The organism is Pontibacter chitinilyticus (assembly GCF_039748935.1).
GTDB classification, from domain to species: domain Bacteria; phylum Bacteroidota; class Bacteroidia; order Cytophagales; family Hymenobacteraceae; genus Pontibacter; species Pontibacter chitinilyticus.
In genome coordinates this window covers 581451-594410 of the sequence record NZ_JBDIZJ010000002.1, presented here as the reverse complement: position 1 = coordinate 594410, position 12960 = coordinate 581451, and the positions used below count along the sequence as shown (strand labels likewise).

8 protein-coding genes and 1 riboswitch are annotated in these 12960 nt (G+C 51.1%); of the genes, 3 read left to right on the top strand and 5 right to left on the bottom strand.

Annotation, left to right across the window (positions count from 1 at the left end):
• Positions 1–34: 34 nt before the first annotated feature.
• The 4 genes from ABDW72_RS06025 to ABDW72_RS06010 all read right to left on the bottom strand — a co-directional run bounded on the left by ABDW72_RS06025 (position 35) and on the right by ABDW72_RS06010 (position 6689).
• On the bottom strand, positions 35–865 hold the full coding sequence (locus tag ABDW72_RS06025; RefSeq protein WP_347157560.1) for a T9SS type A sorting domain-containing protein: 831 nt from the start codon (positions 863–865) through the stop codon (positions 35–37).
• The gene (locus ABDW72_RS06020) at positions 810–1979 is read right to left on the bottom strand and encodes a hypothetical protein (protein ID WP_347157559.1); all 1170 of its coding nucleotides are present in this window, start codon (positions 1977–1979) and stop codon (positions 810–812) included. Before ABDW72_RS06020 ends, ABDW72_RS06025 begins: the two co-directional genes overlap by 56 nt.
• A gap of 1016 nt (positions 1980–2995) precedes the next feature.
• Positions 2996–5371, bottom strand: a complete 2376-nt coding sequence (locus ABDW72_RS06015) for a ribonucleoside-diphosphate reductase subunit alpha (protein WP_347157558.1) — start codon at positions 5369–5371, stop codon at positions 2996–2998.
• Positions 5372–5729: 358 nt separating this feature from the next.
• Positions 5730–6689 carry a ribonucleoside-diphosphate reductase small subunit gene (locus tag ABDW72_RS06010; protein ID WP_347157557.1) on the bottom strand — a complete coding sequence of 320 codons (960 nt, stop codon included), beginning with the start codon at positions 6687–6689 and terminating at the stop codon, positions 5730–5732.
• A gap of 627 nt (positions 6690–7316) precedes the next feature.
• On the opposite strand from ABDW72_RS06010, the gene rplU reads away from it, so the two are divergent.
• A complete protein-coding gene (gene rplU, locus ABDW72_RS06005; protein WP_347157556.1) occupies positions 7317–7625 on the top strand; it encodes a 50S ribosomal protein L21 in 309 nt (102 codons plus the stop codon).
• Positions 7626–7699: 74 nt separating this feature from the next.
• A complete protein-coding gene (gene rpmA, locus ABDW72_RS06000) occupies positions 7700–7978 on the top strand; it encodes a 50S ribosomal protein L27 (RefSeq protein ID WP_347157555.1) in 279 nt (92 codons plus the stop codon).
• Positions 7979–8047: 69 nt separating this feature from the next.
• Here rpmA and ABDW72_RS05995 read toward each other — a convergent pair whose 3' ends face one another.
• The gene (locus ABDW72_RS05995) at positions 8048–8677 is read right to left on the bottom strand and encodes a hypothetical protein (RefSeq protein ID WP_347157554.1); all 630 of its coding nucleotides are present in this window, start codon (positions 8675–8677) and stop codon (positions 8048–8050) included.
• 243 nt (positions 8678–8920) lie between these two features.
• A riboswitch (SAM riboswitch) is annotated at positions 8921–9027 on the top strand.
• A 71-nt stretch (positions 9028–9098) separates the two neighbouring features.
• Between ABDW72_RS05995 and metH the strand changes: the two genes are divergently transcribed.
• The gene (metH, locus tag ABDW72_RS05990; protein WP_347157553.1) at positions 9099–12812 is read left to right on the top strand and encodes a methionine synthase; all 3714 of its coding nucleotides are present in this window, start codon (positions 9099–9101) and stop codon (positions 12810–12812) included.
• Positions 12813–12960 lie beyond the last annotated feature (148 nt).

Below are 12960 nucleotides of genomic sequence, written 5' to 3'. Positions count from 1 at the left end.
ACCATCAAGTAGCGCATGCATGAGCGGGCGCTGCTTACAGCAGTAGGAGCTTCTTCTTAAGTATTTTGCCATTCTGAAGCGTAAGCGCAACGATGTACAGGCCTGCTGGCAGACTGTTCCTTTTCAGGCGTATGCTGTGGCTTGCTATAGCCTGTTGCCATACCAGTTGGCCGGTGGCGTTTAGTAGTTGCAGGTTAACGGGCTGCGGTTGGCTTTGGTCTAACAGAATAGCGACATCATTTCCTGCCGCTGGGTTCGGCCAGATGGTAATCAGCCTGCTACCTGCCTTGTAGTCTTCGGCCAGGCCGGTCACCTGCAGGTTCAGCATGTTAGACATGGCAATGACACTGGTAGCTGCAAGTCTGCCGCCCACTATCCCCGGGCCACAGTTCGCATCCAGCTCAATGCCAATGCGGTATATTTTTTCCTCCGTAGCGGGAGCTCTGTCGATGTACCGGTCTTCCTGTCCGGTAAGTTCGGCTATAGGCAGCAACGCAGTTTCCTCCTCGCCTCTGTAAATGATCGTTTTAGTTGCAGGAGCGCCCTCATACTTATTCCATGTCAGGTTCACCTCGCCTGTAGTGCCTAAACTGGCCTGCAGCAAAACTGTTTTATGATAACTTTCCTGTATCGATTCGTTGCCACAGGCATCCACCGCCTTTATCGCATACCGCTCTGTCTTTGCATTCGGGTGTGAGGCCGGATCGATAAAACTTGCAGGGGCATCAAAGGCGACAGTACCTATTTTGACAGCACCTCCTACGGCATCTTTGTAAATGTTGTAGCCCGCCGTGTTCTGGTCAGCCGTTTTACTCCAGACGATCTTGTTCTTGCCCGTGTCTTTGTCTGCCGTTACATAGCACACCTATAGTTACTGTAACCGGTTCTGTCGCATACAAGCAGCCGATTTCGTTGGTAACCTCCACGCGGTACTCCCCCGTTTGGTTAGCTGTAATGGAGCGGGTGGTCTCACCGGTACTCCACTTATAGCTGGCAAAGCCTTCGCCGGCACTAAGCGTAAGTGACTCTCCGGGGCAGAGGTTCGTTTCTCCTGAAGCGGTAATGCTTGTCTGTATTCCGCAATTTTCCACATTCTGTCCCTTTCCTCTATACACAATCAGACAAGGCGACAGCTCTACCACTACTGTTTGCTGCAAAGGGGTGTTTTTCAGGGAAAAGGCTTTGCCGCCCGGCATTTTTTCTTCCGTTATTAATGTCCCGTCTTTTTCAAAGGTTGCTCTATATGCCTGGCTGCCTTTGGTGCCTAATGTTATAAAGGTTTCGTCAGCCAGGTGCTCAATAAATGCCATCTCATAGTTAACATCCGTTTCACCGTATGTTTTTGACCATGCTGTCTGGCCATCGGGTGAAAGGCGAATCAGAAGCCCACTTTTGATTTCTGTTTCGAAGTCTTGTGCATAGCCGGCAATGATAAAATCCCCGTTCGTAGCTTCCGTAACGGCATATGCTTCGTCATTCCAGGCAATGTCCAGCTTTCTGTTCCACAGCTCGTTTCCGGAGGCATCGAGGCTTACCACCAGCACATCCTTTTTATAGTTCTGGGAATTCTGCGCCCAGCCAACTACCAAAAAGTTGTTGTCCCTTGTTTTTATAATAGCATTCGACTCTGTTATTTCAGTGCTCCTGAACACCTTTCGCCACTGTAGCTGCCCACTTGCATCTACTTTGTATAAATAACTTTTACCTGCGCCACTTCCTACGGCATAAAAGTCTCCGTCTGCAGTTTCCGTAATAGCTCTGGCGTTATACACCTCTTTGTTACGCCATACTACGTTACCTTCTGCATCAGCTTTTATAAGCTCAAAGCCACTGTATAAGTTGGTGGAGATAATGTATCCCTGGTCGCGTGTGCTTTCTATAAGTTCAAATTTATCGCCGGTCGTTTTACTGGCAGATCTGCCAAGGTCTTTCTCCCAAACTTTAGCTCCGCTTACCGTATGGTACTTTTGGAGGAGCATTCTTTGGACAGCAGTACCACTTGTAGAGATCGTTAAGACAACTGCAGTATTATCATCTGCAACCCTAACAGCCATAGGGCCACCCGGACAAATTTGTGTTGATTGGGCTGCACACCAGAGTGGAAGGCACAGCAGAAGCGTGAGTAAGCGTGTTTTCATACGTAGTAGCGTTGCGTAATTCGTGCAAATATAAAACGCTAATATAGGAATACCAATATTATACTATTCTTAGTATGAAAGTCTGTAAGCAGTTGCTGTGGCGCGACAGTAACAGGTGTGCTGAGTTATTTGTAAAGCGGCAACTTAGTCACCTGTCAAACCTATTAACCACCGCCATAGCTCCCTTTCTGGCAGAAGACGAACGATAGCTTTGGATCTTACAACGTGCGCAGCTCCTGTGAGTGTCTGGTAGGGAAAGGCGGTGGCTTGGCAGGCGCAGATGAAGTTAGACGCTCACGGGTCTGGAAGACGCCGCGAGGTCTTGAGCATTTTCTTGAGCATTGCATTAAAAGCTTTTCATGAATCTCTTTGTGTATAAGTTATTGGTTTTCATTGCTTAGTAAAAGTTGTGGGAAAATAAATACTGTAAAGGCTTATTATATATAATTTGTCTTTACGTACTTTAAGCAAAAGAAAAGGCTACTCTAACAGAGTAGCCCCTTTCTAGTGATGTTGAAGTTATCTACGTTTTGCGTAGAAATGAAACACGCCACCGTCCTTCTTATAGACCTTCATACCTTTTATGGTAATGAAACGTGTAAACACTTCAACATAATCAGGATGGTCTTTCAATGACTCCTTTTTCATGTTTGAGATGAATAAGGTGAGACATTACTAGCGGAGGCCTTCTCAACTAGAACCCACTAAGTTCGAGCTTAGTGGGCTTTTTTTGCTCCATCCGTAAGCGTATTTTCAATCTAATATCAGCAGCTCTTCATTTCACAGTCCGCAACATAGGACGTACGTGACTTGCGCAAAATAAAGGGAGAGCCAATCAGCCCTCCCTCTACTTTATACTATGATCCGCAAGCTTCGCAAGCGTCCGGGTTATCTAAACTGCAGCTCATGTCGCTGCGGTTCTGATCCTGGTACACTGGCGAGAGCGTTTCGGCGGCCTGCTTCTCTACGGTAAACTTAATGGCGTCTACGGCAGACTTGGTGCGCAGGTAGTACATGCCGGTCTTCAGGCCTTTCTTCCAGCTGTAGAAGTGCATAGAAGTCAGTTTGCCGAAGTTCACGTTCTGCACGTGCAGGTTCAGCGACTGGCTCTGGCAGATGTAGGCACCACGGTCAGCGCTCATGTCGATCACGGTACGCTGGCTGATCTCCCATACTGTTTTGTACAGGTCCTTGATGTTCTGCGGAATGTTCGGGATATCCTGCACCGAGCCGTTGGCCGCGATGATATCCTGCTTCATCTTATCATTCCAGATGCCCAGCGCGATCAGGTCTTTCAGCAGGTGTTTGTTCACCACCATAAACTCGCCTGAAAGCACACGACGCAGGTAAATGTTAGACGTATAAGGCTCAAACGACTCGTTGTTGCCCAGGATCTGCGCGGTAGAAGCAGTTGGCATTGGTGCTACCAGCAGTGAGTTGCGCACGCCGTGCTCGATCACTTCCTGGCGCAGTTCTTCCCAATCCCAGCGGCCAGACTCCGGCGTTACGCCCCACAAGTCGAACTGGAACTTACCTTCTGACAGCGGCGATCCTTTAAACGTCTCATAAGGGCCCTGTTTCTTTGCCAGGTCTTTAGAAGCCGTCATGGCAGCAAAGTAAACGGTCTCGAAGATATCCTTGTTCAGTCCTTTCGCCTCGTCACTCTCAAATGGCATGCGCAGGTGTATGAACGTATCGGCCAAACCCTGCACGCCCAACCCGATCGGACGATGGCGCAGGTTAGAGTTGCGTGCTTCCGGAATCGGGTAGTAGTTAATATCAATTACTTTGTTCAGGTTCTTGGTAACATGGTAGGTTACATCAAACAGCTTCTGGTGATCGAAAGTCTTATGGCCATCCTCCTCTTTTATAAAGCGGGGCAGCGCCAGCGAAGCCAGATTACACACGGCCACCTCGTTCTCGTCGGTATACTCCATGATCTCGGTGCACAGGTTCGAGCTCTTGATAGTACCCAGGTTCTGCTGGTTGCTCTTACCGTTAGCGTTGTCTTTATAAAGGATGTATGGCGTGCCTGTTTCGATCTGCGACTCCAGCACTGCAAACCACAGGTCCTGCGCTTTTACCGTTTTGCGGGCACGGCCTTCGCGCTCATACTTCTCATAAAGGCGCTCAAAATCTTTGCCCCAGCACTCGCTCAGGCCAGGCGCTTCGTTCGGGCAGAACAGGCTCCAGTCGCCGTTCTCCTCCACGCGCTTCATGAACAGGTCTGGCGTCCAGAGGGCGTAGAACAGGTCGCGGGCGCGGTTTTCTTCCTTGCCGTGGTTCTTTTTCAGGTCCAGGAACTCGAAAATATCGGCATGCCATGGCTCCAGGTAAATCGCGAAAGCACCCTTGCGCTTGCCGCCACCCTGGTCTACGTAGCGGGCCGTATCGTTAAACACCTTTAGCATCGGGATGATACCATTGGAGGTACCGTTGGTCCCTTTGATGTAAGAGCCGGTGGCCCGCACGTTGTGGATGCTGAGGCCAATGCCGCCGGCGCTTTGCGAAATCTGGGCGCACTGCTTCAGCGTGTCGTAAATGCCGGGAATGCTGTCGTCCTTCATCGTTAGCAGGAAGCAGGAAGACAGTTGTGGCTTCGGTGTGCCGGCGTTAAACAGCGTTGGTGTTGCGTGGGTAAACCACTTCTCTGACATGAGGTTATAGGTCTCAATAGCAGATTCGATGTCCTCTTTGTGTATGCCCACGGCCACACGCATGAGCATGTGCTGCGGGCGCTCCACTACCTTGCCGTCCAGGCGCAGCAAGTAGGAGCGCTCCAGCGTTTTGTAGCCGAAATAGTCGTAGTTGTAGTCGCGGTCGTAAATGATCGTCGAGTCGAGCTGAGCGGCATGCTTGCGGATGATCTCATATACATCTTTGGCGATCAACGAGGCGTTCTCTCCTGTTTTCGGGTCCTCATAAGTATAGAGGCGCTTCATGGTGTTGGAGAACGACTTGCTCGTTACCTTGTGCAGGTTTGAGATCGCAATGCGAGCGGCCAGCACGGCATAGTCCGGGTGTTTGGTGGTGAGCGAGGCGGCTGTCTCAGCGGCCAGGTTGTCCAGCTCCACGGTGGTTACCCCGTCGTAAATGCCGTCAATCACCTTTTTGGCCACCTCAATCGGCGACACGTAATCCATGTGCAGGCCATAGCACAGCTTCTCAATACGCGCGGTAATCTTATCAAATTTGACGGATTCGCGACGGCCGTCTCGTTTTACTACTAACATAGGCTATACATTTAGCGAGGGTCAAGGCCTCGGTTACAGGTTGAAATACAAGTACTGGTATGTGTAAAGCTTCTGCCGAAGCAGAAGAACGTTGTGTTCAGGATAGTATACAGTCAGCCCATACGGATGTAGAAGTATAAGCCGTTGCAGTACAATCAATTATCGGTTAAGCCAAATGCTTTTACTATATAGTGGGGCTGAGATGCCCCTGCAGCTGGCGGTGATGCCAGCCGTTGCCCCGGAATGCCTGCAGCCGCTACGTTTGCGCCCTCCTCAGCACCCGGCATGTTACGCTTGCTTTAGGTAAAGCGAAGCAGATTCCTTTCGCCTTCCTAAATATAGAAGTTTTAACGTATTCTTAAAAATCCTCGTCCATCGAGAACACATTTTTATCAGAGCCTCCGAGCACACCGGCTTTTTGGTATTCGCCCACGCGCTTTTCGAAGAAGTTGGTCTTGCCCTGCAGCGAGATCATCTCCATAAAGTCGAATGGGTTGGTGGAGTTGTATATTTTGGCGCAGCCGAGCTCGCCCAGCAGGCGGTCCGCTACAAACTCGATGTACTGGCTCATGAGCTTGGCATTCATCCCAATCAGGTCGACGGGCAGCGCATCGGTCACAAACTCCTGTTCTATACTTACCGCATCGCGGATAATCTCCTGCACACGGCTCTCCGGCAGTTTGTTCTGCAGCATAGAGTACAGCAGGCAGGCGAAATCGCAATGCAGGCCTTCGTCGCGGCTGATCAGCTCGTTAGAAAAGGTAAGTCCCGGCATCAGCCCTCGCTTCTTCATCCAGAAGATTGAGCAGAAAGAGCCGGAGAAGAAAATACCTTCCACGGCGGCAAATGCTACCAGGCGCTCGGCAAAGTTTTCGCTCTCTATCCACTTCAGGGCCCAGTCACCTTTGCGGCCTACTGCCGGCACGGTTTCCAGGGCATTAAACAGGTGGTCTTTCTCACTCTGTTTTTTTACATAAGTATCGATCAGCAGCGAGTACGTTTCCGAGTGAATATTTTCCATCATGATCTGGAAACCATAAAAGCACCGCGCCTCTGGTATCTGCACCTCGTTCATGAAGTTGACGGCCAGGTTCTCGTTCACAATGCCGTCAGAGGCAGCGAAGAAAGCCAGCACATGGCTGATGAAATGACGTTCGCCATCGTTCAGGTTTTCCCAGTCTTTCAGGTCTTGGCTCAGGTCAATTTCCTCAGCCGTCCAGAAGCTGGCTTCCGCCTTCTTATACATCTGCCATACCTCATCGTTCTGGATCGGGAACAGGACAAAACGGTTCGGATTCTCTTTGAGTATGGGTTCCATAATTGCGTAGCTTTTATAAGTTAAAAATTTGGCCAGTCATCGCTTGCACAACCTGCCGTTCATCAAAATTGTTTATGGCGAAGCCTCGTGGCCAGCCCGCTGTATCAGGAGTTCAAATATAGAAAATTGAACTTGAAAACGAGGGTGAAAGTTGTTCAATTTATGCACAGCTGGGTAAGTGGTTGTGGTACTGTATTTTAGCGCGTAATACACAGGTTTATCCACATTGTTAACAAACTATATAGTCGTGCTAATGTATTGCTGGATAGGTGTTTATGCGGTCTAAAGAGCCTTTGAGTTCGTATATCACGCTGCTTTTGTGGCTATGGCACAAGTTGTTGGCGCAGGTTACCTGCAGGCGCCCGGAAGCACACAGATAATAATTTGGCTAAGTATAAAAGTGCAATGCGTGTGGAAAAGTGAAATTTGTTCAATGCGTTGAATAGTAGCTGTTTGTAGCTCTTTTGGCCGGTGTTATACGTAGGTGCTGAAGATTTCAACAGCGTTATCCACAAGTATGTGCAGAAGTTGTTATTACGCACAGAACAATTTATGCAGCAGGGCGTTGCATTTTTCAAATAAGTGCCGTACTTTTGCAGACTAAATTTTAAACATACATTGAAGCTGATGTACGCAATTGTAGAAATCGCAGGTCAACAGACCAAAGTAGAGAACGGCAAGTTCATCTACGCTAACAAGCTTTCCGGCAATGAGGGTGACGCCGTTGAGTTCACCAATGTTCTTCTTACTGATGATAACGGCACGATCAGCCTGGGCGCCCCTTTTATTGATGGCGTAAAGGTAGTAGGCAAGATCCTTGGCGACGTGAAAGGCGACAAAGTGATCGTTTTCAAAAAGAAGAGAAGAAAAGGATACCGTAAGAAGAATGGCCACCGCCAGCAATTTACGAAGGTCCTGATCGAGAGCATTGGATAAGCAGTAAGAAGAAATTTATCGTAGAATCTTTTTGGGGGATGCACCCGCTACCCTGAATTAAATAGTAAAACAACATGGCACACAAAAAAGGAGCTGGTAGTTCTAATAACGGCCGCGAGTCGCATTCCAAACGACTTGGTGTTAAGATTTACGGTGGTCAGGATATCATCGCCGGCAACATCATTGTAAGACAGAGAGGCACTGCGCACCACCCAAGCGCAAACGTAGGTATGGGCAAAGACCACACCTTGTTTGCACTGGTTGACGGTGTTGTTCAGTTCAGAAAAGGCAAAAAGAACCGTTCATACGTTTCTGTATTGCCTAAAGTAGAAGCTGTAACAGCAGAAGCCTAAGCATTGCACGCTGCCAGCTGGTGGCACTTGAAAAAGGGAAGCTCTTGAGCTTCCCTTTTTTATTTTAAGCTAGTTTGCAACCAGGGCTGCCGCTTTGCCCTTGCCGGGCATGGTGGCCATACTTCCTGCCCGCCCTCCTTTGGCATAAGAAAACAGGCCCACTGCCAGGCCGACTACAACCACCACATACGCGGTAGCCATACTATAAAACGATACGGGTATACTGATCAGCACAAGTATAAGACCCGCCAGCCACAGCAGCCCGAATTTTACCGGCGAGGCAGTAGGAACCGGTGGGGTATACGTGGTGCTAAAGCCAAGCAGGTGGAGTAATTTAGGTGCTTCCGCAGTTAACAGCATCAGGTTTAGCAGCAGAAAGAAACTGAGCACATAAGGCGTGCCGGGCCATTGCTGCGACACTGTTACCATCAGGATATTCAGGAGCATCGGCAGCAAGGCAATAGCACCGATGGTGCGGTATCGGAGCGTCAGCAAAATAAAGCCGACAGCGATCTGCGAGTAAGCGATAAAGCGGGCGAAAAGACCGAGGCCATACTGTGCCAGCCTTTCTTCCAGCCACACAGGCCCGATGAGCCCGGGAAATTTGTGTCCGAAGTAAAGCTTGGCCATACCCGCCGTGAAAAAGATAAGGCCCAGAAAGACGCTGGTGCCGTTCAGGAAAAATGTTTTGAGACGCATCGTTTCAGTGCTTGGTAGCGAAGGTACTGTAAAAACAAGGTACCGCTTTTAAGTTGCCAACAGCTAGAAACTAGATGAAGCAGAAAATTTAATAGACGATTAACTGCATTTCATAGGCCAGGTGGTGCTATACTACTATTTATACTTAGCCAAGTAGGAAATGCAAGGCGACCGGGCAAGACCGGAAGAAATGCAAAATGCAACAAAATTTTATATTCTGCGGATATAGGCTTAACTTGCAGCTTCTTATCAAGAAAGACCGAGGGATAGGGCCCGCAGACGTCTTAGCAACCTTGTGATAGCTTGGTGCTAACTCCCTTCTGAAGCAACCGCTTTGGAAAAGATAAGAGAGTCCATCCTGCCTTTGGGTGTCCTTCTTGATAAGCAGAATTGCTGACGACTTACGAGAAGAAAGACATCCATGATACAGAACCATCCCATCCACCAGCTGCTTCGCGAACGTGTACTAGTGCTCGACGGCGCTATGGGTACCATGATCCAGCGTTACCAGCTTTCTGAAGCCGACTTCCGCGGAGAACGTTTTAAACACCACGCCAGCGATCTGAAGGGCAACAACGACCTGCTCTCCATTACCCGCCCCGACATCATCAAAGCCATTCATACCGAGTACCTGGAAGCAGGCGCCGATATCATCGAGACGAACACTTTCAGCGGCACCCGCATCGCCATGGCCGATTACCACCTGGAGGAGCTGGTGTATGAGCTGAACTACGAATCGGCCCGGCTGGCGCGGGAGGCAGCAGATGAAATAGAGGCGAAGGTACCAGGCAAGCCGCGCTTTGTTGCCGGCGCTATCGGCCCCACTAACCGTACCGCTTCGCTTTCGCCGGATGTAAACAACCCCGGCTACCGTGCTATTACGTTTGACCAGTTAGTGGACGCTTACTATGAGCAGGTGCGTGGCCTGGTAGAGGGTGGTGCCGACCTGCTTTTAATCGAAACGGTATTTGATACGCTCAACTGCAAGGCAGCCCTGTTTGCAGCACAACAGTACGTGCAGGACGGTGGCAAGGAGCTGCCGATCATGGTATCCGGCACGATCACGGATGCCAGCGGCCGCACCTTGTCGGGCCAGACGGTGGAGGCATTCTGGAACTCTATTTCGCATGCGCCTATACTTAGCGTGGGCTTTAACTGTGCGCTGGGCGCACGCCAGCTCAAAACGCACATCCAGGAGCTCTCGCGTATTTCCAACACCTACATCAGCGCCTACCCCAACGCCGGTCTGCCCAATGCCTTTGGCGGATATGATGAAACTGCGCAGCAAATGGGTGCCATTGTAGAAGAATATTTAAAGGAAGGGCTGGTTAACGTACTAGGTGGTTGTTGTGGCACCACGCCAGTGCACGTGCAGGTTATTGCTGACCTCGCTGCCAAGTATAAACCGCATACACCACCCGAAATTGCCCCGCTTCCGCGCTTCAGCGGTTTGGAGCCGCTCACCATCACCCCGGAAATGTTATTCGTGAATGTGGGGGAGCGCACCAATGTAACCGGTTCCAAGAAATTCTCACGCCTGATTGTAGACGGTAAGTTTGAAGAAGCCCTTTCCGTGGCGCAGCAGCAGGTAGAAGGCGGCGCCCAGATCATTGACGTGAACATGGACGAAGGCATGCTGGACTCGGAAGAGGCCATGACCAACTTTCTAAACCTGATCGCTTCCGAGCCCGATATTGCCAAGCTGCCTATCATGATCGACTCTTCGAAGTGGACGGTGCTGGAAGCAGGCCTGAAGTGCGTGCAGGGCAAATCGATCGTGAACTCTATCAGCTTAAAGGAAGGCGAAGAGAACTTTAAGCAGCAGGCCCGCAAGGTGCGCCAGTACGGTGCCGCTGCCGTGGTGATGGCCTTCGATGAGCAGGGCCAGGCGGATACTTTGGAGCGCCGCATTGAGATCTGCAGCCGTGCCTACCGCATCCTCACTGAGGAGTGTAGTTTCCCACCGCAGGACATCATTTTCGACCCGAACATACTAGCTATTGCTACCGGTATCGAAGAGCATAATAACTATGCCGTCGAGTACCTGGAGGCGGTGAAATGGATTAAAGCCAACCTGCCGCACGCGCTGGTGAGCGGGGGCGTGAGCAACCTGTCGTTCTCCTTCCGGGGCAACGATGCCGTGCGCGAAGCCATGCACACCGTATTTTTATACTATGCCGTGCAGGCCGGTATGGACATGGGCATTGTGAACGCCGGCATGCTGGGCATTTACGAAGAGATACCGCTGGAACTGCGCAACCTCATAGAAGACGTGATCTTTAACCGTCACCCGGATGCCACCGAGCGCCTGGTAACCTATGCCGACACGGTAAAGAGCAAAGGCAAAACTGCTGCAGTTGCTGATACAGCCTGGCGCGATGCACCGGTAGAGGCGCGCCTGAAGCATGCGCTGGTGAAAGGCATAGTAGAATTTATTGAGGAGGACACCGAAGAAGCCCGCCAGAAAGCTGTTAAAACGCTGGATGTGATCGAAGGGCCGCTGATGGCCGGCATGTCGGTGGTAGGCGATTTGTTTGGCGCCGGCAAAATGTTCCTGCCGCAGGTGGTAAAGAGCGCCCGCGTGATGAAAAAGTCAGTGGCTTACCTGCTGCCGTTTATGGAACAGGAGAAGCTGGCTTCTGATACCTCTAAGTCCACGGCAGGCACCATTCTGATGGCTACCGTAAAGGGCGACGTACACGACATCGGCAAAAACATTGTGGGTGTGGTGCTGGCCTGTAACAACTACGAGGTGATAGACCTGGGCGTGATGGTGCCACTGGATAAGATACTATCCGAGGCTGAAGCGCAGCAAGCGGACATCATTGGCCTGAGCGGTCTGATTACGCCGTCGCTGGACGAGATGGTGTACGTGGCGCAGGAGATGGAGCGACGCGGCATGACCATTCCGCTGCTGATCGGCGGAGCCACTACCTCTCGTGTGCATACCGCCGTAAAAATTGCGCCGCAGTACAGCGGGCCGGTGGTGCACGTGCACGATGCCTCGCGCAGCGTGACGGTGGTGAGCAGCCTACTGGGCAGCGACCGGGACGCCTATGTGGCGGAGATCAAGGCCGAGTATGCGAAGTTGCGGGAAGACCACCTGAGCCGCACCAAAGACCGCGCTTTTGCAAGTATAGCCGAGGCCCGTGCCAACAAGTATAAAGTAGACTGGGAGGCCACGCAGCCGGTTAAGCCACGCTTGATCGGCAACAAAGTATACGAGAACTACCCGCTTTCCGAGATCGTGCCATACATCGACTGGACGCCGTTCTTCCATACCTGGGAACTGAAGCGGCAGTACCCGAAAATACTGGATGATCCGGAACTAGGTGTGGAAGCGCGCAAGCTGTTTGCCGATGCCCAGAAAATGCTGCAGGAGATTGTAGACAAGCAACTGCTGGAAGCCCGCGCGATAGTGGGCTTCTACCCAGCTAACGTAGAGGCTGACGATACCATCGAAGTATACACCGATGACACACGTGAAACTATACTCACGGAGTTCCATACGTTGCGGCAGCAGGGCAAAAAGGGCGGCAATGTGCCAAACCTGGCCTTTTCTGACTTTATCGCTCCGAAAGAAACAGGTATACCGGATTACATCGGCGGCTTTGCCGTGTCGGTGGGCTTTGGCATCGAAAAGCTGGTAGACAAGTATGAGGCCGACCACGACGACTACCACTCCATTATGGTAAAAGCCCTGGCTGACCGGCTGGCAGAAGCATTTGCGGAACTGATGCATGCCAAGGTGCGGAAAGAGCTTTGGGGTTATGCGCCTGAGGAACAGCTGGGAAGTGAGGAGTTGATAAAAGAGCAATACCAGGGCATTCGTCCTGCGCCCGGCTACCCCGGCTGCCCGGACCATACCGAGAAGATCACGCTGTTCAACCTGCTGGAAGCGCAGGAAGCCGGTATTGTGCTGACGGAGAACCTGGCCATGTACCCGGCTTCTTCAGTAAGCGGTTTATACTTCTCGCACCCGGATTCGCGCTATTTCGGCCTCGGCAAAATAGGCGAAGACCAGGTAGCTGACCTTGCCCGTCGCAAAGGCATGCCGCAGGAGGAAATGGAACGCTGGCTGTCGCCGAACCTGAACTACGAACCAACGCCAGTAGCGCAGCAGCAGGCGGTGTAGCAGGAGTTATCCAACTACCCCTGCCCCTCCTTTTCTAAGGAGGGGAGCCTGCTTTTGCTTTGGTTGAAGTATAGGCATTGCAGCTTTAGATATACCGGAACACCTCTCTACCCTCCTCGAGGAGGGAATTTGGCTGTTGGAGGGGAAA

Excerpts from the sequence above, each read along its gene's own strand:
- ABDW72_RS06020 (WP_347157559.1), bottom strand. The coding sequence starts at position 1,979 with ATGCTCCTCCAAAAGTACCATACGGTAAGCGGAGCTAAAGTTTGGGAG.
- ABDW72_RS06015 (WP_347157558.1), bottom strand. The coding sequence starts at position 5,371 with ATGTTAGTAGTAAAACGAGACGGCCGTCGCGAATCCGTCAAATTTGAT.
- ABDW72_RS06010 (WP_347157557.1), bottom strand. The coding sequence starts at position 6,689 with ATGGAACCCATACTCAAAGAGAATCCGAACCGTTTTGTCCTGTTCCCG.
- rplU (WP_347157556.1), top strand. The coding sequence starts at position 7,317 with ATGTACGCAATTGTAGAAATCGCAGGTCAACAGACCAAAGTAGAGAAC.
- rpmA (WP_347157555.1), top strand. The coding sequence starts at position 7,700 with ATGGCACACAAAAAAGGAGCTGGTAGTTCTAATAACGGCCGCGAGTCG.
- ABDW72_RS05995 (WP_347157554.1), bottom strand. The coding sequence starts at position 8,677 with ATGCGTCTCAAAACATTTTTCCTGAACGGCACCAGCGTCTTTCTGGGC.
- metH (WP_347157553.1), top strand. The coding sequence starts at position 9,099 with ATGATACAGAACCATCCCATCCACCAGCTGCTTCGCGAACGTGTACTA.